Origin of the sequence: Blastococcus sp. HT6-30 (assembly GCF_039729015.1) — a bacterium.
Classification (GTDB): domain Bacteria; phylum Actinomycetota; class Actinomycetes; order Mycobacteriales; family Geodermatophilaceae; genus Blastococcus.
The window spans coordinates 3,307,693-3,332,812 of the sequence record NZ_CP155792.1; the positions used below are offsets into that span (position 1 = coordinate 3,307,693).

23 protein-coding genes are annotated in these 25,120 nt (G+C 73.6%); 14 read left to right on the plus strand and 9 right to left on the minus strand.

The annotated features are described in order from the left end of the window. Positions 1 to 27: 27 nt before the first annotated feature. The gene (locus tag ABC795_RS16010) at positions 28 to 996 is read left to right on the plus strand and encodes a hypothetical protein (protein ID WP_347058159.1); all 969 of its coding nucleotides are present in this window, start codon (positions 28 to 30) and stop codon (positions 994 to 996) included. Between the two features lie 25 nt (positions 997 to 1,021). On the opposite strand, the gene ABC795_RS16015 is transcribed toward ABC795_RS16010, so the two are convergent. Next, entirely contained in the window at positions 1,022 to 1,492 is a 471-nt protein-coding gene (locus ABC795_RS16015) for a DUF2795 domain-containing protein (protein WP_347058160.1), read from the minus strand. A gap of 57 nt (positions 1,493 to 1,549) precedes the next feature. Beyond that, on the minus strand, positions 1,550 to 1,759 hold the full coding sequence (locus ABC795_RS16020) for a DUF2945 domain-containing protein (RefSeq protein ID WP_347058162.1): 210 nt from the start codon (positions 1,757 to 1,759) through the stop codon (positions 1,550 to 1,552). Between the two features lie 102 nt (positions 1,760 to 1,861). On the opposite strand from ABC795_RS16020, the gene ABC795_RS16025 reads away from it, so the two are divergent. The 6 genes from ABC795_RS16025 (at position 1,862) to cysD (ending at position 7,448) form a co-directional block, all read left to right on the plus strand. Continuing rightward, a complete protein-coding gene (locus ABC795_RS16025; protein ID WP_347058164.1) occupies positions 1,862 to 2,650 on the plus strand; it encodes a siderophore-interacting protein in 789 nt (262 codons plus the stop codon). 88 nt (positions 2,651 to 2,738) lie between these two features. Continuing rightward, complete coding sequence (locus tag ABC795_RS16030) at positions 2,739 to 3,506, plus strand: response regulator transcription factor (protein ID WP_347058165.1); 768 nt, start codon at positions 2,739 to 2,741, stop codon at positions 3,504 to 3,506. Between the two features lie 26 nt (positions 3,507 to 3,532). Then, positions 3,533 to 4,975, plus strand: a complete 1,443-nt coding sequence (locus tag ABC795_RS16035; RefSeq protein WP_347058166.1) for a HAMP domain-containing sensor histidine kinase — start codon at positions 3,533 to 3,535, stop codon at positions 4,973 to 4,975. Positions 4,976 to 4,997: 22 nt separating this feature from the next. Continuing rightward, positions 4,998 to 5,720, plus strand: coding sequence for a PaaI family thioesterase (locus ABC795_RS16040; RefSeq protein WP_347058167.1), 723 nt, complete (start codon positions 4,998 to 5,000; stop codon positions 5,718 to 5,720). Then, positions 5,711 to 6,454, plus strand: a complete 744-nt coding sequence (locus ABC795_RS16045; protein WP_347058168.1) for an inositol monophosphatase family protein — start codon at positions 5,711 to 5,713, stop codon at positions 6,452 to 6,454. Before ABC795_RS16040 ends, ABC795_RS16045 begins: the two co-directional genes overlap by 10 nt. A gap of 85 nt (positions 6,455 to 6,539) precedes the next feature. Further along, entirely contained in the window at positions 6,540 to 7,448 is a 909-nt protein-coding gene (cysD, locus tag ABC795_RS16050) for a sulfate adenylyltransferase subunit CysD (protein WP_347058169.1), read from the plus strand. Here the strand turns inward: cysD and ABC795_RS16055 are convergent. After that, positions 7,439 to 7,657 carry a hypothetical protein gene (locus ABC795_RS16055; RefSeq protein ID WP_347058170.1) on the minus strand — a complete coding sequence of 73 codons (219 nt, stop codon included), beginning with the start codon at positions 7,655 to 7,657 and terminating at the stop codon, positions 7,439 to 7,441. The genes cysD and ABC795_RS16055 overlap by 10 nt on opposite strands. A 68-nt stretch (positions 7,658 to 7,725) precedes the next feature. Here ABC795_RS16055 and ABC795_RS16060 point away from each other — a divergent pair, with 68 nt between their 5' ends. Beyond that, positions 7,726 to 9,033 (plus strand): GTP-binding protein, encoded by a 1,308-nt coding sequence (locus tag ABC795_RS16060; protein ID WP_347058171.1) that lies wholly within the window; start codon positions 7,726 to 7,728, stop codon positions 9,031 to 9,033. 44 nt (positions 9,034 to 9,077) lie between these two features. Here the strand turns inward: ABC795_RS16060 and ABC795_RS16065 are convergent, their stop codons facing one another. The 3 genes from ABC795_RS16065 to ABC795_RS16075 form a co-directional block, all read right to left on the minus strand. Further along, positions 9,078 to 10,424 carry a cytochrome P450 gene (locus tag ABC795_RS16065; protein WP_347058172.1) on the minus strand — a complete coding sequence of 449 codons (1,347 nt, stop codon included), beginning with the start codon at positions 10,422 to 10,424 and terminating at the stop codon, positions 9,078 to 9,080. 87 nt (positions 10,425 to 10,511) lie between these two features. After that, positions 10,512 to 10,676: a hypothetical protein gene (locus ABC795_RS16070; RefSeq protein WP_347058173.1), complete on the minus strand. Its 165-nt coding sequence runs from the start codon at positions 10,674 to 10,676 to the stop codon at positions 10,512 to 10,514. A 76-nt stretch (positions 10,677 to 10,752) separates the two neighbouring features. After that, the gene (locus tag ABC795_RS16075; RefSeq protein WP_347058174.1) at positions 10,753 to 11,142 is read right to left on the minus strand and encodes an ATP-binding protein; all 390 of its coding nucleotides are present in this window, start codon (positions 11,140 to 11,142) and stop codon (positions 10,753 to 10,755) included. 202 nt (positions 11,143 to 11,344) lie between these two features. On the opposite strand from ABC795_RS16075, the gene ABC795_RS16080 reads away from it, so the two are divergent. Continuing rightward, entirely contained in the window at positions 11,345 to 11,719 is a 375-nt protein-coding gene (locus tag ABC795_RS16080) for a hypothetical protein (RefSeq protein WP_347058176.1), read from the plus strand. A 10-nt stretch (positions 11,720 to 11,729) separates the two neighbouring features. Here ABC795_RS16080 and hrpA read toward each other — a convergent pair whose 3' ends face one another. After that, on the minus strand, positions 11,730 to 15,689 hold the full coding sequence (gene hrpA, locus ABC795_RS16085; RefSeq protein WP_347058177.1) for an ATP-dependent RNA helicase HrpA: 3,960 nt from the start codon (positions 15,687 to 15,689) through the stop codon (positions 11,730 to 11,732). A gap of 198 nt (positions 15,690 to 15,887) precedes the next feature. Between hrpA and ABC795_RS16090 the strand changes: the two genes are divergently transcribed. Together ABC795_RS16090 and ABC795_RS16095 are read left to right on the plus strand one after the other, a co-directional pair. Beyond that, the gene (locus ABC795_RS16090) at positions 15,888 to 16,418 is read left to right on the plus strand and encodes a MarR family transcriptional regulator (RefSeq protein WP_347058178.1); all 531 of its coding nucleotides are present in this window, start codon (positions 15,888 to 15,890) and stop codon (positions 16,416 to 16,418) included. Further along, the gene (locus tag ABC795_RS16095; RefSeq protein ID WP_347058180.1) at positions 16,415 to 18,178 is read left to right on the plus strand and encodes an MDR family MFS transporter; all 1,764 of its coding nucleotides are present in this window, start codon (positions 16,415 to 16,417) and stop codon (positions 18,176 to 18,178) included. Before ABC795_RS16090 ends, ABC795_RS16095 begins: the two co-directional genes overlap by 4 nt. A gap of 71 nt (positions 18,179 to 18,249) precedes the next feature. On the opposite strand, the gene ABC795_RS16100 is transcribed toward ABC795_RS16095, so the two are convergent. Both ABC795_RS16100 and ABC795_RS16105 read right to left on the minus strand, forming a co-directional pair. After that, positions 18,250 to 19,419 carry a zinc-dependent alcohol dehydrogenase gene (locus ABC795_RS16100; RefSeq protein ID WP_347058181.1) on the minus strand — a complete coding sequence of 390 codons (1,170 nt, stop codon included), beginning with the start codon at positions 19,417 to 19,419 and terminating at the stop codon, positions 18,250 to 18,252. 76 nt (positions 19,420 to 19,495) lie between these two features. Continuing rightward, positions 19,496 to 19,951 (minus strand): hypothetical protein, encoded by a 456-nt coding sequence (locus tag ABC795_RS16105; RefSeq protein WP_347058182.1) that lies wholly within the window; start codon positions 19,949 to 19,951, stop codon positions 19,496 to 19,498. Positions 19,952 to 20,064: 113 nt separating this feature from the next. Here ABC795_RS16105 and ABC795_RS16110 point away from each other — a divergent pair, with 113 nt between their 5' ends. The 3 genes from ABC795_RS16110 to ABC795_RS16120 all read left to right on the plus strand — a co-directional run bounded on the left by ABC795_RS16110 (position 20,065) and on the right by ABC795_RS16120 (position 24,959). After that, positions 20,065 to 22,221: an acyl-CoA dehydrogenase gene (locus tag ABC795_RS16110; protein WP_347058183.1), complete on the plus strand. Its 2,157-nt coding sequence runs from the start codon at positions 20,065 to 20,067 to the stop codon at positions 22,219 to 22,221. A gap of 70 nt (positions 22,222 to 22,291) precedes the next feature. Further along, positions 22,292 to 23,800 (plus strand): MFS transporter, encoded by a 1,509-nt coding sequence (locus ABC795_RS16115; protein WP_347058184.1) that lies wholly within the window; start codon positions 22,292 to 22,294, stop codon positions 23,798 to 23,800. Positions 23,801 to 23,918: 118 nt separating this feature from the next. After that, positions 23,919 to 24,959, plus strand: coding sequence for a YihY/virulence factor BrkB family protein (locus ABC795_RS16120; RefSeq protein WP_347058185.1), 1,041 nt, complete (start codon positions 23,919 to 23,921; stop codon positions 24,957 to 24,959). Positions 24,960 to 25,120 lie beyond the last annotated feature (161 nt).

Sequence of the window (25,120 nt, forward strand, 5' to 3'; positions counted from 1 at the left end):
ACCGGCGCACTGCGTAGCCTTCGCCGGGTGCGCATCCCCTCCGTGCCCGGCCCCTCCGACGTGTTCGCGCTGGTAGGGGGCGTGCGCGAGGGCCTCGGCGACGCCCTCGCCCTCGTGCCCCGCGCCGCCGCCGCGCTCGGTCACATGGAGGAGCTGCTGGAGCGGGTCTCCGGCGCGGTCGACCGGGTCGAGACGCTGCTGGACCGGGCCGACGGGGCGATCACGCGCCTGGACACGACGCGCTCGCGGGCCGACGAGGCGATCGAAGGCGTCGGGGCGACCCGGCAACGCGCCGACGACGCCATCGCCGGCATGAGCGAGACCCGGCAACACGCCGACGACGCCATCGCCGGCATGAACGAGACCCGGCAACGCGCCGACGACGCCATCGCCGGCATGAGCGAGACCCGGCAACGCGCCGACGACGCCATCGCCGGCATGAGCGAGACCCGGCAACGCGCCGACGACGCCATCGCCGGCATGAGCGAGACCCGGCAACACGCCGACGACGCCATCGCCGGCATGAACGAGACCCGGCAACACGCCGACGACGCCATCGCCGGCATGAACGAGACCCGGCAACGCGCCGACGACGCCATCGACCGGGTCGGGGGCACTGCCGGGCGCGCGGACGGCGTCGTCGACCGGGCCGAGGGCATGGTCGGCCGCATCGAGCCCCTGCTGGGCGACTACGAGCCGGCCCTCACCGCCCTCGCGCCGGCGATCCGCAGGCTGGCGGCCTCGTTCGACGCGACCGAGGTCGACGCGCTGATCACGATCATCGACCGGCTACCGCGGCTGGTGACGCACCTGGACGAGGACATCCTCCCCGTTCTCGAGGGCCTCGAGAGCGTCGGCACGGACGTGCGGGACCTGGTCGACACGGTCCAGGACATGCGGCAGATCGTGAAGGGCTTCCCCGGATCGAAGCTCTTCCGTCGTCGCGGCGCCGAGGAGATCGCCGACGACGAGGCGAGGGAGAGCGCCGACGCGTGAGCCGGCGCCCTCCCCCGCCCGGCGGTCAGGAGTCCTGTGGAGACGCCGGCTCCGAGGCCCCGGGCCCGGGGCCGGTCTCGGTCGGGTAGCCGAGCGCACGGACGACGTCGCCGATCCGCTCGAAGGTCTCGCCCTCGGGCAGCCGCGCCAGCTCGGCGGCGACGACGTCGGGCGCCCGGTGGTCCCGGGCGGCCTCGACCAGCTCGGGTCCGGTGCTCGGGAAGTCCGCACGGTCCAGCCAGCGGGCCAGCTCGGCCCGCGCGACGACGGCGTCCTCGGTCATGCCCACCGGCACACCGCCGGTCAGCGTGCCGGCCGGGTCCGCGTCGATGTCGGGGTCACCCTCGGCGACCGGCTCCACCTCGCGCCACTCGTGCGCGCGGGTGGCCCGCTCGGCCTTCATCATCCCCTGCACCTCGTGCTCGAGCTCCTCGTCGAGCCGCGGGTTGTGCTTGGTGCTGCGCGAGCCGGCGAAGTCGCCTGCGGACTCGGTCACGTGTTCCTCCTGGTGTTCGGGCCCGGCGCCGCCGGGCCGTGGATCCGAGCGCGGGGCTCAGGCCTCGTCGAGCGCGCCGGGCTTGTGCACCGCGGTGCGCCCGCTCTTGTCGCTGCGGACCTCGTACTGCGGGTCGTCCTCGCTGGCCCGCACGGTGCGACCGGAGGCCTCGGTGTCGGAGGTGATCTTCCGCTCCACCGTGCCCTCGACCTCCCTGCCGTGGCTGTTCCAGGTGACGTGGTCACCCTTCTTCAGGTCGTCGGACATCGCCTCTCCCCGGCTCGTGGACGGTGCTGCTGCCGTGCCCGCGGCGGCACCGGGGCACACATCGGTCGGCCGAGACCGGGGGCACACCTAGGCTGGACCGACGTGACCTCTCCCGACGGCGCCGTCTTCACCGACGGCCTGCGACCGGTCGACGTCCTCACCGTCGTCGCGGTGACCGACGTGACCCCCTCGGTGCGGCGGGTGACCCTGTCCGGGGACGCCGCCGTCGTGGCCGCGGCCGGGCCCACCGTGAACCTCCTCGTACCGCGGGTCGACGACCCGGACCCACGCTGGCCGCGCATCCAGCGGGACGGCCGGATCGTGTGGCCCGAGGGCGGCCACGGGGTCGCGCTGCGCAGCTACACGGCCCGGCGGCAGGACCCGGCCGCCGGCGAGGTAGACATCGACTTCGTCCTGCACGGCGACGGGCCGGCCGCCGCCTGGGCGGGGGCGGCGCGGCCCGGTGCGCTGCTCGGGATCGCCGGTGCCGCCTCGCTCGCCGAGCGGCCGGCGCGCTGGCTGCTGCTCGCCGCCGACGAGACCGCTCTGCCGGCCGTGAGCCGCATCCTCGCCGCCGCCCCGCCGCAGACGGCCGGGGTCGCCTACCTGGAGGTGGCCGGCCCGGCCGAGGAGCAGGAGCTCGCGGCACCGGCCGGCGTCGAGCTGCGCTGGCTGCACCGCGGGCCCACGCCCCCGGGGAAGAGCACGCTCCTGGTCGATGCCGTGGCGGCCCTGGACCCTCCGCAGGACGAGGACGTCTTCGCCTGGGTGGGTGCGGAGTCGGCCGCGGTCCGCGCCATCCGGGCCGACCTGCGGGGCCGGTGGGGGCTGGGGCGGGCGCAGCACCACGCGATCGGCTACTGGCGTCTGGGCCGCGCCATGGGGGGCTGAGGAACGCCCCGGCGCCGCCGGGAGCGCTCCCAGCAAGTTCGCAGGTAGCGTCCAGCCCGACCGCAGCCCTTCGCCCGACCCTGGGTGCATGACGACGACGGCATCGGCCCACGCGACCGGAGGAGCAGTGTCCGGGAACGAGCCCACCGGCCGCCCGGCCCCGGAGGCCCGCCTCCTGGTGGTCGACGACGAGCCGAACATCCGCGAGCTGCTGTCGGCGAGCCTCCGCTACGCGGGCTTCGAGGTCGCCACCGCGGCCGACGGGCAGCAGGCGCTCGCGCTCGCCGCGTCGTTCCGCCCGGACCTGCTGGTGCTCGACGTGATGATGCCCGGGCTCGACGGCTTCGGCGTCGTCCGCCGGCTGCGCGAGACCGGCCGCCACACCCCGGTGCTGTTCCTGACCGCCCGGGACGCCCCGGAGGACAAGATCTCCGGGCTCACCCTCGGCGGGGACGACTACGTCACCAAACCGTTCAGCCTGGACGAGGTCGTGGCGCGCATCCGGGCCGTCCTCCGGCGCACGACGGGTGCGCAGCGCCCGGCCGAGGCGCCCCGGCTGACCTTCGCCGACATCGAGCTGGACGAGGAGTCGCACGAGGTCATCAAGGCCGGTGAGGTCATCAGCCTCTCCCCGACCGAGTTCAAGCTGCTGCGCTACCTCATGGCCAACGCCGGTCGGGTGCTGTCGAAGGCGCAGATCCTCGACCACGTGTGGAACTACGACTTCAACGGCGAGGCCAACGTCGTGGAGTCCTACATCTCCTATCTGCGCCGCAAGATCGACACGACCGAGCCCCGCCTGCTGCAGACCATCCGCGGGGTCGGCTACACCCTGCGGCTGCCGCGCGGCTCGTGACCCCTCCGGCCGCCCGAGGCCCGCGGGTGCCCCTGCGGGTCACCCTCGTCGCGCTGATGGTCGCCTTGCTGAGCGTGGCGCTCCTGGCGACCGGCTTCACCACTGCATCCCTGCTGCGTGACTACCTGCAGGACCAGCGGGACGCGGAGCTGCGCGCCGTCGTCGAGAACAACCTGCGACCCGAGCTGGTCAGCGCCTGCCTCCGGACCGGCCGCCCCCAGCCCAACACCTTCTACGTCGCCTGCCTGACGCCGGACGGCGACGAGCCCGTCGTGATCGGCGAGCCCCGCGGGCCGGGTGAAGACGCCCTGCCCGACTTGAGCGTGCAGGCGATCGAGCGGCTCCGTGCGGACGGGCGCCCGGTGACGGTGTGGATCGACGGCGCGCAGTGGCGGATGGCCTCGGGCCAGCTGCCCGGCGGCTACACGCTGGTCGTCGGCGACGACCTCGAGGGCGTCGAGCGGGCCATCTCCCGCCTGATCCGCATCGAGCTGGTCGTCGGGCTGGCACTCCTCGTGCTCCTCGGCGCCACCGGCTACGTACTGGTGCGCAACAGCCTCCGTCCGCTGGCCGACGTCGAGCGCACCGCCGCCGCCATCGCCGCGGGAGACCTGTCGCGCCGTGTCCCGGACGGCGACGAGCGCACCGAGGTCGGCCGGCTGTCCACCGCGCTCAACGGGATGCTCGCCCGCATCGAGAGCGCGTTCCGCGCCCAGCAGGCCTCCGAGGAGCAGGCCCGCGGGTCCGAGCACCGGATGCGCCGGTTCGTCGCCGACGCCAGCCACGAGCTGCGCACGCCGCTCACCTCGATCCGCGGGTTCGCCGAGCTGTACCGCCAGGGCGCCGTCCGCTCCGAGGCGGACGTCGCCCGGCTGATGCAGCGGATCGAGGCCGAGGGCGGCCGGATGGGCCTGCTGGTGGAGGACCTGCTGCTGCTGGCCCGCATGGACCAGCAGCGCCCGCTGGCCATGGCCCCGGTGGACCTCGCCGCGGTCGCCGGCGACGCCGTCCACGACGCGCGGGCGGTGCAGCCGGACCGGACGATCAGCCTGCACCTGGACGAGTCGCTCACCGACGTCCCCGTCGTGCTCGGCGACGAGAGCCGGCTGCGCCAGGTGGTGGGCAACCTCGTCACGAATGCCCTGACGCACACACCGCCGGGCACCCGGGTGCAGGTCTCGGTGGCCCAGGACCCGGCCGATGCGGACACGCTGCTGCTGCGGGTCGCCGACGACGGCCCGGGCATGGCCGCCGACGACGCGGCGCGCGCGTTCGAGCGGTTCTACCGCGCCGACGCCTCCCGCACCCGCGCCGCCGGCGGCACCGGCCTGGGCCTGGCGATCGTCTCCTCGCTCGCCGCCGCCCACGGCGGCTCCGCGTCGCTGGCGACCGCGCCCGGGGCCGGGCTCGCCGTCACCGTGCGGCTTCCGCGCAGCGGGCCGGCCGGGGGCGGCCCACCACCGGCCTGAGGGTACTTGCGACCATCTGCCGGTGACGACGAACGACGGCACCGCGGAGACCGCGGCCCCCTACGACGCCGATCTCATGGCTGCGTCCACCGACCTGGGCGCCGCGCTGCGCGAGTTGATCGAGGCGTCGGTGACGACGACGACACCGGCCACGGAGGTGGCGGCGGCGGCCGAGCTGGTGCGGCAGGCGACCGCCCGCATCGGCGTGTCGCGGCGCCCCGCCGCCACGCTGCCGGTGCTCGACGACCCCTCCGCCGGCCGGCGCGTCTTCAACCCCGTCGTCGGGATCGGCAACGCCCTCGCCCCGCCGCTGCGGGTCCGCCGGGACGGCGACGGCGTCGTCGCGGAGGCCACGCTCGGTGTCGCCTACGAGGGCCCACCGAGCTACGTGCACGGCGGTATGAGCGCGCTGTTCATGGACCAGCTGCTCGGCAGCGCCGCCGGCGCGGCGGGCCTGTGGGGCATGACCGCGCACCTGGAGCTGGACTACCGCGGACCGCTGCCGCTGGAGACGCCGCTGGTGTTCCGGGCGTGGGTCGAGAGCACCGAGGGACGCAAATCCGTCATCGCCGGCACGATCGCGCTCGCCGCCGAGCCGGGCCGCCCGCTCGTGGAGGCGCGGGGCATCTTCGTCATGCCCCGGCCGGAGAAGGCGCAGGCCTACTTCGGCGCCATCACCGACGCCGCCGGCAACCACACCCCGCCGCGCCGGCCGGGCGACGCCACGTCGGTGCAGTGGAGCTGAGCCCCGACGTCGCCGTCGCCGTCCGCGCAGCGCGGGCGGCGGCCGACGCGCTGCTGCCGCTCCGCTCGACCGGGCTCACCGGGCGCCCGCTGGGGGACGCCGGGGACGCGGCCGGCCAGCGGGCTATCGCCGGCGTGCTCGCCGTCGAACGGCCCGACGACGTGGTGTTCAGCGAGGAGGCCGTCGACGACTCCCGGCGCCTGACCGCCGACCGCGTGTGGATCGTCGATCCGCTCGACGGCACGCGCGAGTACTCCGATCCGCCGCGCAGCGACTGGGCGGTGCACGTGGCGCTCTGGTCCGGCGACGACCTGGTGGCCGCCGCCGTCGCCCTCCCGGCACTCGACGAGGTGCACGTCACCGCCCCGGCGCCCGTGCTGCCCGTCCGGCCGGACGGACCGGTCCGGATCGCCGTCAGCCGCACCCGCCCACCCGCCGAGGCCCAGGCGGTGGCCGACGCCCTGCACGGGGAGCTCGTCCCCCTGGGCTCGGCCGGGTACAAGGCCCTGGCCGTGGTGCGGGGCGAGGTCGACGCCTACGTCCACTCCGGCGGCATGTACCAGTGGGACTCCGCCGCCCCGGTCGCGATCGCCCGCGCTGCCGGCCTGGTCACCTGCCGCCTGGACGGGTCCCCGCTGGTCTACAACGCCGCCGATCCGTCGCTGCCCGACCTGGTGGTCACCCGTCCCGAGCTGGCCGACCGGGTGCTGGCTGCGGTGCGCGCGGCGCGATAGCGGACACTGGGCGGGAATCCGCACCAAGTCGATCGGGTTGCCGCCGGTGGCTCGACCGATCCCGAACCCCTTGGAGCTCGCGCACGTGACGACCCCCGACTACCGGCTCAGCCAGCTGGAGACGCTGGAGGCCGAGTCCATCCACGTCATCCGTGAGGTGGTCGCCGAGCTCGAGCGACCGGTGCTGCTGTTCTCCGGCGGCAAGGACTCCATCGTCATGCTGGAGCTGGCCCGCAAGGCGTTCGCCCCGGCCCGCATCCCGTTTCCGGTGATGCACGTGGACACCGGGCTGAACTTCCCCGAGGTGCTGGAGTTCCGCGACAAGCGGGTGGCCGAGCTGGGCGTGCAGCTCGTCGTCGCCTCGGTGCCCGACGCGATCGCCGCCGGCACGGTCAAGGAAGAGCCCAACGGCTCCCGCAACCGCATCCAGACCCCCGTGCTCCTCGACGCGGTCGAGCAGCACGGCTTCACCGCCCTGTTCGGCGGTGCCCGACGCGACGAGGACAAGGCCCGCGCGAAGGAGCGGGTGTTCTCCTTCCGCGACGAGTTCGGGCAGTGGGACCCCAAGAACCAGCGCCCCGAGCTCTGGGACCTCTACAACGGCCGGATCCACCTGGGTGAGTCCATCCGTGTGTTCCCGCTGTCGAACTGGACCGAGCTCGACATCTGGCAGTACATCGCTCGCGAGCGGATCGCCATCCCGCCGCTGTACCTCGCCCAGGAGCGCGACGTCGTCGAGCGCCAGGGGATGCTCTACGCGGTCAACCAGTTCATCACCCCACGCGAGGGCGAGCAGGTGCGCCGCGAGTGGGTGCGCTACCGCACGGTGGGCGACGCCAACCTGACCGCCGCGGTGGCCTCACGGGCGACCGACGTCGAGGAGGTCATCGCCGAGATCGCGGTGACCCGGATGACCGAGCGGGGCGCCACCCGCGGCGACGACAAGGTCAGCGACGCCGCCATGGAGGACCGGAAGAAGGAGGGCTACTTCTGATGCCGGGCCTGACGACGGCGCCATCGGGCCACCAGCAGCAGGGTCACGACGCCGAGCAGCACCAGGCCGGTCGTCCAGCCCACGACCTCCGAGGCCCACGTCGCCTCCGCACCCAGCACGCCGTAGACCCACTCGGTCACCGCGTGCCCAACCACGTAACCCAGGACGACCACCAGCAACGCGGGCGTTGCCAGGGCGAACAGGAACACGCGGCGCCTCCTCAGGGCCTCCGCTCCAGCGTCCGCTCCGCCGCCGTCCTTCGCCAGGAGAACCCCCGATGAACCCCGTCGACGTGCACTCCGCCGCCGCGGCGCAGGCCCACGACATCGCCGTCGCCCGCAAGGACATCCTGCGGATCGCGACCGCCGGCTCGGTCGACGACGGCAAGAGCACCCTGATCGGCCGGCTGCTCTACGACAGCAAGGCCGTCTTCGAGGACCAGTACGAGGCGGTCGAGCGGGCCAGCGCCGGCGGAGACTACGTGAACCTGGCGCTGCTCACCGACGGCCTGCGCGCCGAGCGCGAGCAGGGCATCACCATCGACGTCGCCTACCGGTACTTCGCCACCCCCCGGCGGACGTTCATCCTGGCCGACACCCCCGGCCACGTGCAGTACACGCGGAACATGGTCACCGGCGCCTCGACCGCCGACCTCGCGATCGTGCTGGTCGACGCGCGCAAGGGCATGCTGGAGCAGAGCCGCCGCCACGCGTTCCTCGCCTCCCTGCTGCGGGTGCCGCACCTGGTCGTCGCGGTCAACAAGATGGACCTCGTCGACTGGTCGGAGGACACGTTCGAGGCCATCCGCGACGAGTTCACCGCCTTCGCCGCGAAGCTCGACGTCCCCGACCTCACCGTCGTCCCGATCTCGGCGCTGCACGGCGACAACGTCGTCCGCCGGTCGGAGCACACCCCCTGGTACCAGGGCTCCTCGCTGCTGCACCACCTCGAGCACGTGCACGTGGCCAGCGACCGGAACCTCGTCGACGTCCGCTTCCCGGTGCAGTACGTCATCCGGCCGCAGTCGGACGCGCACCACGACTACCGCGGCTACGCGGGCACCGTGGCCAGCGGGGTCCTCCGGCCCGGCGACGAGGTCCAGGTGCTGCCCAGCGGGCTGACGACGACGATCGCCGGCATCGACGGGCCGCGCGGCCCGGTCGAGGAGGCGTTCGCCCCCATGGCGGTGACCGTGCGGCTGGCCGACGACCTCGACGTCTCCCGCGGTGACCTCATCTGCCGCCCGGCCAACGCGCCGCACGTGTCCCAGGACCTGGACGCGCTGGTGTGCTGGATGACCGACGAGCCGCTGCGGCCGCGGCAGCGCCTGGCCGTCAAGCACACGACCCGTTCGGTGCGGGCCGTGGTCAAGGAGCTGCAGTACCGGCTCGACGTGAACACGCTGCACCGGGACCTCGGTGCCGGTGAGCTCGGGCTCAACGACATCGGCCGGGTGCGGCTGCGCACCACCCAGCCGCTGTTCGTGGACGAGTACTCCCGCAACCGGGTGACCGGCCGGTTCATCCTCGTGGACGAGGCCACCAATGCCACGGTCGGCGCCGGGATGCTGGTCCCCGGCAGCTGATCGGGCGGTCCTGGCTCACCCGATCACCAGGGAGGACGTCAGGGTCAGCGCAGGGTCACCGGCAGCACCTCGAAGCCCCGGAGGGTCTGCAGGTCGCGCCGCTGCGGGCGGCCGGCCACCCGCAGCGCGGGGAAGCGCGCGCTGAGCGCCGCCAGCCCGATGGCGCCCTCCAGGCGCGCCAGCCCCGCGCCGACGCAGTAGTGGATGCCGCCGGAGAAGGCCAGGTGCTCGCGGGCGTTGGGGCGCATGACGTCGAACCGAGCCGGATGGGGGAAGACGTCGGGGTCGCGGTTGGCCGCACCGAGGAACAGCGTCACGCGAGTGCCGGCGGGCACCGTCCGCCCCGCCAGCTCGACGTCGGACCGCGCCGAGCGGCCGGTGAGCTGCACGGGGCTGTCGATCCGCAGGACCTCCTCGACGGCGTCGTCCCACCCGGCGGCGCCCGTGCGAAGGGCGTCCCACTGGTCGCGGTGCGCGTCGAGGAGCACGACGGCGTTGCCCAGCAGGTTCACCGTGGTCTCGAAGCCGGCGCCGAGCAGGAGCAGGACGGTGGCGTGCAGCTCCCGGTCGGTGAGCGCCTCAGCGGGCGGCAGCGTGACCAGCCGGCTGACCAGGTCGTCGGCCGGCTCGCGGCGCAACCGTGCGAAGTGCTCGGCCAGGAACCGGTGCATCGCCCGCAGCGCCTTCTCGGCGGCGAGGTAGCGGCGCAGCGGGAGGCCGGGGTCGAGGGTGGCGGCGGCGGCGGCGCCCCAGCGCAGGAAGTCCTCCCGGCGCTCCACGGGCACGCCGAGCAGGTCGGCGATCACCAGCACCGGCAGCTGCGCGGCGTAGGCATGGACGAGGTCGACCGCGCCCTCCCGGCGCTCCAGGTCTTCCAGGAGGCGCTCGGCGATGCGCCGGATGGCCGGCTCGAAGGCCGCCGTCGCCCGCGGGGTGAAGGCCCGGCTCACCAGCCGGCGGAACCGGGTGTGGTCGGGCGGATCCGTCACGAGCATGGACGGCGGCTCGGCGACGCCGGCCGCCGCGGGGTCGTCGCCGAAATCGAGCGCCCAGCGGATGACCCGGGGAGCACCCGTCCGGTCCCACCCGACGCCGAACCGGTCGCTGCGCAAGACGTCCTGGGCGACGGGGTGCGACGCCGTCACCAGGCCGAGGCTGCTGCCCGAGAGCGGCCCGCGGGCGCGCAGCTGCTCGTAGAGCTCGTAGGGGTCCCCGCGCAACGCCGGATCGCGCATCAGCCGGCCGACCAGGTCACCGCGACGGGCGCTGCGGGAGAGGTAGACCGCCGGCAGGCCGTGCCGGACGGCCCAGCGCACCGCGGTACGCGCCGGGCCGGCCAGCGGCCGGAGTACCGCTTCCGGGCGGGCCGCCGTCCCGGTTGTGACGCTCATCACCGCAGTCTGTCAGTGATGGCCCGGAACACGGCACCGCCCCCGTTCCGGGAGCGGAACGAGGGCGGTGCGGAGACGTCGGGGTGGTCAGGCCTCGTCGGTGGGCGCAGGCGCGGCGTCCGGGTCGCCATCCCAGTCCTTGCCCGCGACGTCGGCGTTCTCCGACGCGCTGTCGGTCTGGCCGGCGACGGTCTCGATCATCTCCTCGTCGGAGACGCCGTCACCGGCAGCATGGGTGTTCGGCTCGCTCATCGCGGAGTCCCTTCGGTGTGGCTGGCTTCCTCTTCGCCGGTCCCCGATCGGGAACCGCGGCAAACCAGCTGGTAGGTCACAGGCGGGAAGGCCGCAGTTCGAACCAGACACGCTTGCCGTCGCGGTGCTCCTCGCACCCCCACCGGTCGGCGATCATCTCGACCATCAGCATGCCGCGGCCACGCGGCCGGTCCGGCGAGGGGCCGAGGACCTCCGGGCGGGCCGGTGAGCCGTCGACGACGGCCAGCCGCAGCCAGTCGTCGGAGAGGGTGGCCTCGATCGTCAGGCAGGCACTCCCGCCGACGTGGTCGACCACGTTCGCGACCAGCTCGGTCACCAGCAGCGCCGCGTCCCCGTGGTCCTGCCGAGCACCCCACGAGGCGAGCAGCTGGCGCACCAGGCGCCGGGCCGCCGGGACGCTCGCCGCGACCGGCGGGAGGTCCAGGCTGGCGGAGAGGGAGGACATGCGCGGTTCCGTTCTGCCGGCGGACGAGGGTGGAGTGGCCTGAGCGCCCGGTGCTGTCCTCATCGGCAGGAGGGGCGGCGGACTGGATCGGTTGTGCACAACTATCCTGACCGGAAGGGCACGACGCAATACCTATTGCGGTCGTGCGGATCGCATGCCATACATGTCCCGTGCAGCCCCCCCGTCCCCGAGGAGCCGCAGCATGAGCGCTTCTCCGCCGACGGTCGAGCGCGACGAGGTCGCCGTCGAGGCCCTCCAGCGCCTCATCGAGTGCATCGACGCCTCGATCGGGGAGCTGGAACGCGCCCGGACACGAGCCGAGAAGCTGCTGGCCGACCGCCGCGGCGGCCGCCCCTGGCTGGAGCTGGTCACCGACGAGGCCCGCCCCCTGGTCGTCGAGAGCATCTCGACCGTGCTCGGGACGCTGGCCGCCGCCGGGCACACCTGGCGCCGTGAGGAGGCCGCGGCCCTGCACCGCGAGCAGGTGAGCATCAACCGGATCGCCGGGCTTTTCGGCGTCACCCGCCAGCGGATCTCCGCACTGCTCCGCGAGCCCACCGGCGACCCGTCCGCCTGAGGCCCGCCCCTCAGGGCAGGAGCGCGTCGATCGCCTTGTAGATGCGCTGCTCGGACACCGGTCGGGGGGTGCCCACGCTCTGGGCGAACAAGCTCACCCGCAGCTCCTCGATCATCCAGCGGATCCGCGTGACCGGGTCGTCGGGCGCCCCCGTCGGGGGCACCTGCGCCCGCAGCTGCTCGTACTCGGTGGTCACCGCGGCCACCTGCTGGGTCCACAGCTCGTCGCGCACCGCGTTGGCCGGCAGCTTCTCCAGCCGGTGCGCCATGGCCGTCAGGTAGCGGACGACGTCGGGCAGCCGACGGCGTCCGGTCGCGGCCACGAACCCGCGGTGCAGCAGCCCGGTCATCTGGCGGCGGAGGTCGGCGATCGCGGCCTCGGGCACCCGGCGGCCCGGCGCGGCCCCGATGGCCATCGCCACCTCGCGCGCCCGGGCCAGCACGGCCTCGACCCGGCCGACGACGTCGACGGTGAGCGGCTGCAGCTGCGCCTTGGCCGTGCTCACCAGCGCCGCGAAGGCCTGCGGTTCCCGCGGCGGCCCGCCTGCCGCCGCGATCAGCTCGTCGGCGGCCGCGTCGACGCAGTCGGCCACGAGGTCGGGGATCTCGCCGTCGGGGTTGAACTGCAGGGCCAGCCGGGTGGCCGGTCCGAGACGCTTGACGACCTGCTTGACCGGTGAGCCGGCGACCAGGACCAGCAGCCGCCGGGCGCCCCGCCAGGACAGCCGCGTCGCCTCGGCCTCCGTGGCGACCACCCGGACGCCGACGGTAGTGCCCTCGTCGACCAGCGCCGGGTAGGCGGTCACCACGTGCGACCCACGGCGCACCTCCACCGTGCGCGGCAACGTCCCGAGGTCCCAGGCCGTCAGGCCGGTCCGCTCCAGCTCCGACGCGGCGCGGGCCAGGCTGGCCCGCGCCTGCGGAGCGACCTGCGCCCTGAGCGCCGCGAGGTCCTTGCCCGCCGCCAGCGGCCGCTGGTGGTCGTCGAGCACCCGGAAGGTGGCCCGCAGGTGGTCGGGCACCTGGCCCGGCTGCCAGGCATCCGGGGGGATCACCACGCCGGCGGCCCGGCGGAGCTCCCGCTCGAGGGCCGGCAGGAGGGGCTCGCCGGGGTCGATCCCCGGCAGCACCGCGCGGACCCGGTCGGGGATCGGGACCAGTGCGCGGCGCAGCTGCTTGGGCAGCGTGCGCAGCAGCGCCGTCACCAGCTCCTCGCGCAGCCCGGGCACGGTGAACGCCAGCGACTCACCGGAGGTTCGCTGCACCACCGAGTCCAGCACCCCGAGCGGCACGTCGACGGTCACGCCGTCCTCGGCGGCACCGGGCGCGAAGGCGTAGGAGAGCGGCAGGGTGAGGCCCTGCGTCAGGCGCACCTCGTCGGGATAGTCCTCCGGGCGCACCTCGGCCGCCACCGCCGCGTTGGTCAGCATCTCGGGCGTGAACGTCAGCAGGTCCGGCTGCCGCTGGCGGGCCTGCTTCCACCACCGGTCGAAGTGCCGGGTGGAGACGACGTCGGCCGGGATGCGGGCGTCGTAGAGCTCGAACACCGCCTCCTCGTCGACGCCGATGTCCCGTCGGCGGGCGCGCTCCTCCAGAGCCGCCACCTGCTCGACGGCCCGCTGGTTCTCGGCCCAGAAGCGGTGGTGGGTCGTCCACTCCCCCTGGACCAGCGCGTGCCGGATGAACAGGTCCCGGGAGACGACCGGGTCGATCGAGCCGTACTGGACCCGACGGCCGACCACCAGCGGCAGCCCGTAGAGGGTGACCCGCTCGGTGGCGACGACCGAACCCCGCTTGGCGTCCCAGCGCGGCTCGGAGTACTGGCGCTTCACGAGGTGATCGGCGAGCTTCTCGACCGTCTCGGGGTCGATGCGGGCCACGGTCCGGGCGAACAGCCGGCTGGTCTCGACCAGCTCCGCGGCGACCACCCACCGCGGCGGCTTCTTCGCCAGCGGCGTGCCGGGCGCGATCACGAACCGGGTGTTGCGGGTGCCGAGGTACTCCCGGCCCGGGCGCTTGCCACCCTTCGCCTGCTCGACCTGGAGCCCGACGTGGCTGAGCAGCCCCGCGAGCATCGCGGCGTGGATCCCGCGCTCGTCGGGCTCGGCCGCCGGCTCGCCGACCGCCATGCCCAGCCGCCGGGCGGTGCCGCGCAGCTGGCCGTGCAGGTCCTGCCACTCCCGGATGCGCAGGTAGTGCAGGAACTCCCGCTTCACGGTGCGGCGGAACTGGTTGCCGGACAGGGCGTCCTGCTGCTCGCCGAGATAGCGCCACAGGTTGAGCAGGGCCAGGAAGTCGGAGTTCTCGTCGGCGAACCGGGCGTGCATCTGGTCGGCGGCCTGCTGGTGCTCGGTCGGCCGTTCCCGGGGGTCCTGGATGGTCAGGCCGGCCGCGATCACCAGCACCTCGTCGAGAACCCCGCGCCGGTCGGCCTCGACCACCATGCGGGCCATGCGGGGGTCCAGCGGCAGCGCGGCCAGGGCCCGGCCGGTCGCGGTCAGCCCGCCGTCGGCGTCCAGGGCGTGCAGCTCCTCCAGCAGCGCCAGGCCGTCGGCGACGGCGCGCCGGTCCGGCGGGTCGATGAACGGGAACTCGGCGACCTCCCCGAGGTCGAGCGAGGCCATCTGCAGCAGCACCGACGCCAGGTTGGTCCGCAGGATCTCCGGGTCGGTGAACTCCGGCCGGTCGAGGAAGTCCTCCTCGGTGTAGAGCCGGATCGCGATGCCGTCCGACGTGCGGCCGCACCGGCCCGACCGCTGCCGGGCCGACGCCTGGCTGATCGGCTCGATCGGCAGCCGCTGCACCTTCGTGCGATGGCTGTACCGCGAGATGCGGGCGGTCCCGGGGTCGACGACGTACCGGATCCCCGGCACGGTCAGCGACGTCTCCGCGACGTTCGTGGACAGCACGATGCGCCGTCCGGTGTGCGGGGTGAAGACCTTGTGCTGGTCGGCCGCCGACAGGCGCGAGTAGAGCGGGACGATCTCGGTGTTCGGCAGATCACGGTCGGCGAGGGCGTCCTGCGTGTCGCGGATCTCCCGCTCCCCGGCGAGGAACACCAGGATGTCCCCCGGTCCCTCGGCCACCAGCTCGTCGACGGCGTCGAGGACGGCGCTGACCTGGTCACGGTCGGGGTCGGCGGCCGGGTCGCCCTCGGGTGCGTCGGGGTCGACGACCGGCCGGTAGCGCACCTCGACGGGGTACGTGCGGCCGCTGACCTCCACGATCGGCGCGTTCCCGAAGTGCTTGGCCACCCGCTCGACGTCGATGGTCGCGGAGGTGATGACCAGCTTGAGGTCGGGCCGCCGGGGCAGCAGCTGGGCCAGGTAGCCCAGCAGGAAGTCGATGTTGAGGCTCCGCTCGTGGGCCTCGTCGATGATGATCGTGTCGTACTGGCGGAGCAGCCGGTCGTGCGCGATCTCGGCGAGCAGCACACCGTCGGTCATCAGCTTGACCAGCGTCGAGTCCGACACCTGGTCGTTGAACCGCATCTTGTAGCCGACGGTCTCGCCCAGCGGCGTGCCGAGCTCGCTGGCGATCCGCTCGGCAACGCTGCGGGCGGCGATCCGGCGGGGCTGCGTGTGGCCGATCCGCCCGCGCACCCCGCGGCCGAGCTCCAGGGCGATCTTGGGCAGCTGGGTCGTCTTCCCCGAGCCGGTCTCCCCGGCCACGACCACGACCTGGGCGTTCCGCAGCGCCGCGGCGATGTCCTCCCGCCGCGCGCTGACCGGCAGCTCCTCCGGGTAGCTGACGGCCGGGACGGCGGCGCGACGCCGGGCGATCCGACCCTCCGCCGCGGCGACGTCGGCGGCGATGCGCTCGCGCTGCGCCTCCCGGGCCTGCGCGTCCCTCGTCCGGCGCAGCCCGTCCACCCGGCGGCGGAGCCGGTGCTCGTCGGCGAGGGTGAGCCCGGCGAGGCGGTCCCGGAGGTCGTCGCGCGGCGCCCGCTGCTCGGGGTGCACTGAACTCACGGGCGCGCTCGCGTTCCTCTCGGGCGGGGTGGCGGGAGCGCCGTCCACGAGCCGGGAGGCGCCGCTCCCCAGGATCGCACCGACCGGCACCTCCGTGCCGAGGGGTGGCCGGCATCACCCCGCTCACCCGAGTCGACTGGTTGCATGTAGCTTGCAAGGAGTTGTAGCGTGCATCCGAACCTCCGACCTGGGAGCAGCATGTCGTCCACCCCCCGCCCCGACGTCGGCACGCCGGCCGGCCGGCCACAGGTCGAGGCGCTGTCCGAGCAGCTGCCCCGGTTCATGCGCCTGGTCCACGCCCTGAAGAGCCAGCCCGCCGGCCCGGAGTCCCGCGACCGTGCCGCGCTGGTCCTGCTGTTCCCCCTGGTCCGCCAGGGGCCGCTGCGGCAGGGCGCCCTCGCCGAGCTGCTGCACGCCGACCCGTCCACCATCAGCCGGCACGTCGCGGTGCTCGTGGAGCGGGGCCTGGTCCGCCGGGTGGCCGACGAGAGCGACGGCCGGGCCAGCCGCCTGGTCGTCACCGACGCCGGCCGCGCCGCCCTCGACGCCCTGCACGCCGAGCGGACGGCCCACCTCGAGCGGGTGACCGCCCACTGGGACGACGCGGACCTGGCCAGCCTGACCTTCCTCTTCGGCCGCCTGATCGACGACATCGCGGCCGACCTGCCCGGGGCCGCCGAGCACGCCGCCGGCACCGCGAGCACCCACCCAGCGAGAGAGAACCGATGAGCCAGACCACCCGCACCACCGCGGCGGGCCGCCGCGACGCCCGCGCGGCGGCCGCCGCACCGGACTCCGCCGGCGCCTTCAGCCACCGGCAGATCGTCACGATCCTCGCCGGGCTGATGGTCGCCATGTTCCTGGCCGCCCTGGACCAGACCGTGGTCGCCACCGCGATCCGCACGATCGCCGACGATCTGCAGGGCTACGACCTGCAGGCGTGGGCGACGACGGCCTTCCTGATCACGTCGACGATCTCCACGCCGCTCTACGGCAAGCTGTCCGACATCTACGGCCGGCGGCCGTTCTACCTGTTCGCGATCGCGATCTTCGTCGTCGGCTCGGCGCTGTGCGGCATCGCCGACACGATGTACCAGCTGGCCGCCTTCCGGGCGGTCCAGGGCATCGGCGCCGGTGGCCTGATGTCCCTGGCGCTGGCGATCATCGGCGACATCGTGCCGCCCCGGGAGCGGTCGCGGTACCAGGGCTACTTCATGGCGGTCTTCGGCACCTCGAGCGTGCTGGGGCCGGTCGTCGGCGGCTTCTTCGCCGGCCAGGGCTCGCTGCTCGGCGTCGACGGCTGGCGGTGGATCTTCTGGGTCAACGTGCCGCTCGGCGTGCTGGCCTTCGCCGCCGTGTGGCGGGTGCTGCACCTGCCGCACGACCGTCGCGAGCACCGCATCGACTGGCCCGGCGCGCTGGCGCTGATCGCCTTCCTGGTGCCGCTGCTGATCGTCGCCGAGCAGGGCCGCACCTGGGGCTGGACCTCGTCGGGCGCCGTCACCTGCTACGTCATCGGCGCCGTCGGCTTCGTGCTGTTCGTGCTGGCCGAGCGGGCCTACCGCGACGACGCCCTGTTACCGCTCCGGCTGTTCGCCAACCGCAGCTTCGCGGTGAGCGGCATCGGCTCGGTGGTCATGGGCGCCGGGATGTTCGGCGGCCTGCTGCTGCTCCCCCAGTACCTGCAGATCGTGCAGGGCTCCAGCGCCACGGTCGCCGGCCTGCAGATGATCCCGCTGGTCGCCGGCATCATGGCCGGCGCGATGAGCTCGGGCATCGCCATCTCGAAGACCGGCAGGTACAAGATCTTCCCCCTCGTGGGCATCGCGCTGATGGTCGTGGCGCTGCTGTCGATGTCGTTCCTCGTCGAGTCCGACACCTCCGTGTGGGTGCTGGTCCCGTTCATGGTGCTGCTGGGCCTGGGCCTGGGCTTCAACTTCCAGCCGGTGATCCTCGCCGTCCAGAACGCCGTCTCGCCCCGCGAGATGGGGGTGGCCACCTCCTCGGTCACGTTCTTCCGCCAGATGGGCGGCACGATCGGGACGGCGGCCTTCCTCTCGGTGCTGTTCACCCGGCTGCCGCAGGACATCGACGCCGCCGTGCAGGACACGGTGCGGGCCAACCCGGAGCTGGCCCCGCAGTTCCAGCAGCTCGGCGCGGGCAGCGGGGGCGGCCTCGACGACACCTCCTTCATCCAGGAGCTGCCGACGGCCCTGGCCGAGCCGTTCAAGGTGGGCTTCTCGAACTCGATCGACCTGGTGTTCCTCATCGCCGCCTGCGTGGTGGCGATCGGCTTCTTCGTGTTCCTGTTCCTGCCGCAGCTCGCGCTGAGCGACAAGTCCGGCATCCAGGCGCGGCAGGGGGCCGCCGCCGGGACGGCGACCAGCGATCCCCGCGACCCGGCCGAGGAGGCCACCGAGGCGGTCGGCGCCGCGGCGCCGACGTCGGTCCCGCCGCCGGTGGGCCGGCCGGGCGACACACCTCGCTGACCCGGCTGACGACGACGGCCCCTCCCGCTCCCGGGAGGGGCCGTCGTCGGTCCGTGTCCGGCAGCCGGACGTCAGGGCTGGAAGACCGCGCGCACGCAGCCGTCCTCCTTCTCCTTGAACAGGCGGTACCCCTCGGGCGCTTCGGTCAGCGGCATGACGTGCGTGGCCAGGTGCTCGGTGACCAGCTCACCGGCCTCCATCCGGCGCAGCAGCTCCGGGATGTAGCGCTGGGCGTGGACCTGCGCGCCCCGGATCGTCAGCCCCTTGTTCATGGCCGCGCCCAGCGGGAACTTGTCCACCATCGCGGCGAAGACGCCGAGGGTGAACACCGTGCCGCCCTTCCGGCACGCCATGATCGCCTCCCGCACCGCGGTGGGCCGGTCGGTCTGCAGCCGCAGCTGCTGCTTGACCCGGTCGTAGATGCCGGGCGCGCCCGGCGCGTGCGCCTCCATCCCCACGGCCTCGATGCAGACGTCGGGCCCCCGGCCGCCGGTGCGCTCGCGCAGCTCGGCGACGACGTCGGTGGCCGTGTAGTCCACGGCCTCGGCGCCCACGTGGGTGCGCACCTGCTCGAGCCGCTCGGGGACCCGGTCGATCACCACGACCTGCTCCGCGCCCAGGAGCATCGCCGCCCGGGCGGCCATCTGGCCCACGCCGCCGGCGCCCCAGACGGCGACGACGTCGCCGGGCCCCGCGCCGGCGAGGTCGGCCCCCATCCACCCGGTCGAGGCCGCGTCGGAGGCGAACAGCGCCCGGGTGTCGGAGACGCCGTCGGGCACCAGGAACGTGCCGACGTCGGCGTAGGGCACCCGCATGAACTCCGCGTGGCTCCCGGCGTACCCGCCCATCGCGTGCGAGTAGCCGAAACAGCCGCCCGGGCTCTGGCCCCACAGGCCCTCGGTGATGCCGGGGTTGGGATTCCCGTTGTCGCAGAGGGAGTAGAGCTCCTGCCTGCAGTACCAACAGCTGCCGCAGGCCGCGAACGGTGCCACGACGACCCGGTCGCCGACCTTGCGGTCCCGGACCTCCTTGCCGACCTCCACGACCTCGCCGATGAATTCGTGCCCCATCACGTCACCGGCACGCATGAACGGGATGTACCCGCCGATCAGGTGCAGGTCGGAGCCGCAGGTGACCGACTGGCTGATCCTGAGGATCACGTCCCGGTCGTTGAGGAGCTGCGGCTCCGGGACGTCCTCCACCGACACCTCGTTGACCCCGGTCCACGTCGCGGCCTTCACAGCGCCCCCCTTGCGCTCCCGCGGATCGCTCCGCTCCTCGCTCGTTCCTCGCTGCGGTGCTCACGATCCTGTCCGCTCACAGGACACCCTCCTTCGGCGCCTGCTCGGTCATGCCCTCCAGGGCCGTGCCCTGAGGCGTCGGCTCCCGGTGGCCGTGCGGCTGCGGGTCCACGCGCAGCACCTCACCGGTCTCCAGCCGCTGCTTGGCCTCGCGCAGGGCGGCCCGCAGCTCACCGATCTCGTCGTCCGACGGTGTGTCGCGGAAGCGGGCCGCAAGCTCGGTGCCCTTGTCCGCCGGGGCGGGGAGGATGCGCACCTCGAGGCGGTCGCCGAAGCGGTCCAGCGGAGGGGGCGGGGACACCGCGGAGCCGACCTGGTCGGGCTTCTTCAGCACGGTGACCGCCCGCCAGCGGCGGGCGGCGGTCGCCGGGTCGTCGGTGACCGAGGCCTGGCCGACCCCGGGCAGTCGGACGTGCTGGAGCGTGCTCAGCAGGGCACCTCCCGCGCGGCTGACGATGGCAGCTAGTTCCACGGGTGCTCCTCGGTCGACGGCGGGCCCCCGCCCTACCCGCGGTGCTCCGGGAAGCAACCGGCCTACTGTGAGGGAGTTCGCACCGCCCCGGAGACCCGCGCCCTGGAGACCTCGTGCCGTCGTCGTCACTGATCCTGTCCCGCCGTGACCTGGACTTCCTGCTCCACGAATGGCTCGACGTCGAGTCGCTGACCAAGCGGTCGCGCTTCACGGAGCACTCGCGGGAGACCTTCGACGCGGTCATGGACCTCGCCCAGCAGATCGCCACCGACCATTTCGCGCCGCACAACCGCACGGCCGACGAGAACGAGCCGCACATGGTCGACGGCAAGGCCGTGCTGATCCCCGAGGTGGCCAAGGCCCTGAAGGTGTTCACCGACGCCGGCCTCATGGCCGGGTCGTTCGACGAGGAGTACGGCGGCATGCAGCTGCCGCACACCGTCGGCCAAGCGGTGTTCGCCTGGTTCAAGGCGGCGAACGTCGGCACGTCGGCCTACCCGTTCCTCACCATGGGCAACGCGCGACTGCTGCTCGCCCACGGCAGCCGGGAGCAGATCGACACGTTCGTCCGGCCCGAGCTCGAGGGCCGCTGGTTCGGCACGATGGCGCTGTCGGAGCCGCAGGCAGGCTCCTCGCTGGCCGACATCACCACCAAGGCGGTGCCGCAGGACGACGGCACCTACCGGCTCAGCGGCAACAAGATGTGGATCTCCGGCGGCGATCACGAGCTGACCGAGAACATCGTCCACCTGGTCCTGGCCAAGATCCCCGGCGGTCCGCCCGGGGTGAAGGGCATCTCGCTGTTCATCGTGCCGAAGTTCCTGGTGAACCCGGACGGAAGCCTCGGCGAGCGCAACGACGTCGTGCTGGCCGGGCTCAACCACAAGATGGGCTACCGGGGGACGACGAACACCCTGCTGAACTTCGGCGAGGGCATCCACACCCCCGGTGGGCAGGCCGGCGCGGTCGGCTACCTGGTGGGCGAGCAGCACCGCGGTCTGACCTACATGTTCCACATGATGAACGAGGCCCGGATCGGCGTCGGGGTGGGCGCCACGGTCCTGGGCTACACCGGCTACCTGCACGCGCTGGAGTACGCGCGCACCCGCACCCAGGGCCGGCCGGCGGGCGCGAAGGACCCGGCCTCGCCGATGGTGCCGATCGTCGAGCACACCGACGTCCGCCGGATGCTGCTGGCCGCCAAGTCCTACGCCGAGGGCGGCATGGCGCTGGGCCTGTACTGCGCGCGGCTGGTCGACGAGGAGCAGACCGCGGAGACCCAGGAGGAGCGGGAGCGCGCCCACCTGCTGCTGGACATGCTGACCCCCGTCGCCAAGGCCTGGCCCTCGCAGTGGGGGCTGGCCGCCAACGACCTGGCGATCCAGGTGCACGGCGGCTACGGCTACACCCGCGACTACCCGGTCGAGCAGTTCTACCGGGACAACCGGCTCAACCCGATCCACGAGGGCACGCAGGGCATCCAGTCCCTGGACCTGCTCGGCCGCAAGGTCGTCATGAAGGGTGGCGCCGGGCTGGCGCTGCTGGGCGAGACGATCGGGGCGACGACGGCCCGCGCGGCCGGCACCGAGTGGGCGGGGTTCGCCGCCGACCTCGACGCAGCGGTCGCGCGCATGGGCGCGGTCACCGCCACCCTGTGGGGCACCGGCGACCCCGAACTGGCGCTGGCCAACTCGCACGTCTACCTGGAGGCGGCCGGCCACATCGTGGTGGCCTGGCTGTGGCTCGAGCAGGCGCTCGCGGCTGAGGGTGGCACCGGCGCGTTCTACGAGGGCAAGCGCGCGGCGGCCCGCTACTTCTGGCGTTGGGAGTTGCCGCGCACCCGCGGCCAGTTCGACCTCCTGGAGTCGCTGGACCGCACGGTGCTCGACACCCCGCCGAGGCGCTCTAGGCACAGCACGGCACGGCGCCCCGCCACTCCGAGGGAGTGGCGGGGCGCCGTCGCGCGTGGTGCGGGACTAGGCCCTGACGGCCTCGGAGGCGGAGTGCCGTGCGCTCGAGGCGCGGGTGGCGGCCCGCTGCTCCTTCTCGTACCGGGCGGTGGACTGGGTGCCCATCGCGATGACCAGGGCCGTCAGGACCAGGAAGCCCAGCAGGGTCACGGCCGGCCACAACATCATCAGATCGATCTCCTCCACTACCGTCGGATACCACCGCCGGGTCAGGGGCGGCAGCACGTCGTCGAGGCTCTGTGTCCCCCGTTCGACCCCGTCTCAATCGTCCCGTGCGGCACATCACCTGACCGAGTGTGAGTAGAAGCACACCGCTTGGTCGGGCAACCGCGCCGTCCGGGCGTGCTGGTGGCCGTGGTTGCATCAGGGCGTGTCCGAGCCCACCGCCGCGGCGGCCCCCGCGGGCTCGGGGACCCGCCCGGCGGTGCTCGTCCTGGCCCTCTCACTGGGTGTCACCACGCTCTCGCTCCTGCAGAGCCTCGTCGTCCCGTCGCTCGGCCGGATCGAGGACCAGCTCGGGATCTCCGCCGGCGCCGCCGGCTGGGTGCTGACGGCGAACCTGCTCGCCGCGGCCGTCCTCACCCCGGTCCTGGGCCGGCTCGGCGACCTCAAGGGTGAGCGGCCGGTCATCCTCGGCATCCTGGCCGTCGTCTCGCTCGGCACCGTCCTGGCCATCGTCACGACGTCGCTGCCGGTACTGCTCACCGCACGGGTGCTGCAGGGCGCCTCCTACGGGCTCTTCCCGCTCTCGATCAGCGTCCTCCGGCGGGAGCTCCCGGAGGGACGGCTCAGCGTGGCGATGTCGGTGGTCAGCAGCACCCTGGCCGTCGGCGGCGTCGCCGGTCTGGTCGCCACCGGCCTGCTCACCGGCGACGGCGGCGACTACCGGCACCCCTTCTGGATCGGCCTCGGCGTCGCGTTGCTCTCCCTGGCGCTCACGGCGTGGCTGCTGCCCGCCCGCCCGGTGGCCGGCACCGGTCGTGTCGACTGGTGGGGGGCGATCGTTCTCGGCGCCGGCCTGGTGCTGCTGCTCCTGCCCGTCTCCCAGGGCCACACCTGGGGGTGGGCGTCCCCGGCCACGCTCGGCTGCCTCGCCGGTGCGGTCGCCGTGCTGGCCGGCTGGGTCGTGCTGCAGCGCCGCACTCCTCACCCCCTGGTGCGGCCGGCGATGCTCGCCGACCGGCGCACGATCGTGCCCAACCTGGCCGGCCTCATGACCGGCGTCGCGCTGTTCGCCTCGTTCCTCGCCGTCCTCCAGTACGTGCAGTCGCCGCCAGAGGTGACCGGCTACGGGTTCGGCGCGGGTGTGCTCGAGGCGGCGGTGGTGTACCTGCTCCCCGGTGGGGTGCTCGGGATCCTCGTCGCGCCCTTCGCCGGCCGGGTGGTCACCCGCTTCGGCGCGCTGCCGACGCTCGCCGCGGGGGCGCTGTCCGGGGTCGCCGGGTTCGGTGTCCTGGTCGGCCTGCGTGCGGAGCCGGCGTGGGTGATCGTCGCCGGCGTGCTCACCCAGCTCTCGGTCACCGTCGCCTACGCCGCCCTCCCCGCGCTGGTGGTCGACGCCGTCGAGGAGGAGGAGACGGGCGTCGCGAACGCGGTCAACTCGATCGCCCGGTCCACGGGCCAGGCGCTGGGCAGCACGCTCGCCGTCACGCTGATCGCCGGCAGCCTCGACCCCGCCACCGGGCTGCCCCGCGCGATCGCGTTCACCTTGGTCGCGCTGATCGGCCTGGGTGCCTCCGCGGTGGTCGTCGTGGTGGCGCTCCTCGGCCTGCGCGCCGACCGGCGCAGCGGCGCCGGGCACCGCCGCGACCCGCTGACCGACGTGGAGCAGGCCACCGCCGGGGCCGGCGAGTGGTCACCGGTCTCCGGCACCCGCTGACGCCGTCAGCGGGTGCCGGAGTACTGCCGGCCGAACCATTACCGGCGAGTCCGGCATGGAACGCGATCGTCCGGGGCATCGAGGGAGGCGACCGCTCCCGCCCACCGGAGGACTCTTCATGGCCCGATCCACCGGCTCGTCCGGCCGCACGACGGCTGGGACGAGCTCCGCCGGCAACCGCGCCGAGCACGATCCTGCCCCGCAGGACGACAACGTCAGCGGCACGCGGTCGGACTACGCGCCCACCGGCGCGGACCCGAAGCCCACGACGGGCGGCACGATCAAGCGCGCGCTGAAGGAGTTCAGCGAGGACGACCTGACCGACTGGGCGGCCGCGCTGACCTACTACGGCGTCCTGGCGCTGTTCCCCGCGCTGACCGCGCTGGCGGCCATCGTCGGCATCTTCACCACTCCGCAGCAGCTCACCGACGCGCTCACCGCGGTGGTCCCCCAGTCCGCGGCGGAGACCCTGAACCCGGTGATCCAGCAGATCGCGGGGAGCAACAGCGCGGCCGGCTTCGCCCTGGTCCTCGGTCTCGCCGGTGCGCTGTGGACGGCCTCCGGCTACGTCGGCGCGTTCACCCGCGCGGCCAACGTCGTCTACGAGACGCGCGAAGGCCGCAAGATCTGGAAGCTCAAGCCGTTGCAGCTGCTGATCACCTTGATCGGCATCCTGTTCGCCGCTCTCATCGTGGCGATGCTGGTGCTCAGCGGTCCGGTGGTCGACGCGATCGGGCAGGCCATCGGCCTGGGCAGCACCGTCCTGACCGTCTGGTCCTGGGTCAAGTGGCCGATCATCCTGGTCCTGCTGGCGCTGATGATCGCGGTGCTCTACTACACGACCCCGAACGCCAAGCTGCGCGGCTTCAAGTTCGTGAGCCCCGGCGCGGGCGTCGCCATCCTGGTGGCGGTCGTGGCGTCGGCCGCGTTCGCCTTCTACGTGGCCAACTTCGGCAGCTACAACGCCACGTACGGTGCGCTCGCCGGCGTGGTGATCTTCCTGATCTGGTTCTGGCTGATCAACCTGTCGCTGCTGTTCGGCATCGAGCTCGACGCCGAGGTGGAGCGCACCAAGGAGCTGAAGGAGGGCGTGCCGAGGGCGGCGAAGGAGATCCAGCTGGACGCCCGCGACGAGCCCGACGACAAGCAGACGACGTAGGCGCCGGCGCACGGACGCCGAAGTCCCCCTCCCGCTGCGGGAGGGGGACTTCGGCGTTTGCGGAGGCGGGTTTGCGGGGGCGGTGGGCGGTCACCGACCGGGCCCTCGTGCGGAGAACGGGGGCTCCGGGACGTCCGCTCGGGCCCCGTGCCCCGCACGAG

Coding starts and splice junctions, on each gene's coding strand:
- ABC795_RS16020 (WP_347058162.1), bottom strand. CDS start 1,759: ATGTCCGACGACCTGAAGAAGGGTGACCACGTCACCTGGAACAGCCAC.
- ABC795_RS16030 (WP_347058165.1), top strand. CDS start 2,739: ATGACGACGACGGCATCGGCCCACGCGACCGGAGGAGCAGTGTCCGGG.
- ABC795_RS16060 (WP_347058171.1), top strand. CDS start 7,726: ATGAACCCCGTCGACGTGCACTCCGCCGCCGCGGCGCAGGCCCACGAC.
- ABC795_RS16065 (WP_347058172.1), bottom strand. CDS start 10,424: ATGAGCGTCACAACCGGGACGGCGGCCCGCCCGGAAGCGGTACTCCGG.
- ABC795_RS16070 (WP_347058173.1), bottom strand. CDS start 10,676: ATGAGCGAGCCGAACACCCATGCTGCCGGTGACGGCGTCTCCGACGAG.
- ABC795_RS16075 (WP_347058174.1), bottom strand. CDS start 11,142: ATGTCCTCCCTCTCCGCCAGCCTGGACCTCCCGCCGGTCGCGGCGAGC.
- ABC795_RS16080 (WP_347058176.1), top strand. CDS start 11,345: ATGAGCGCTTCTCCGCCGACGGTCGAGCGCGACGAGGTCGCCGTCGAG.
- ABC795_RS16090 (WP_347058178.1), top strand. CDS start 15,888: ATGTCGTCCACCCCCCGCCCCGACGTCGGCACGCCGGCCGGCCGGCCA.
- ABC795_RS16095 (WP_347058180.1), top strand. CDS start 16,415: ATGAGCCAGACCACCCGCACCACCGCGGCGGGCCGCCGCGACGCCCGC.
- ABC795_RS16120 (WP_347058185.1), top strand. CDS start 23,919: ATGGCCCGATCCACCGGCTCGTCCGGCCGCACGACGGCTGGGACGAGC.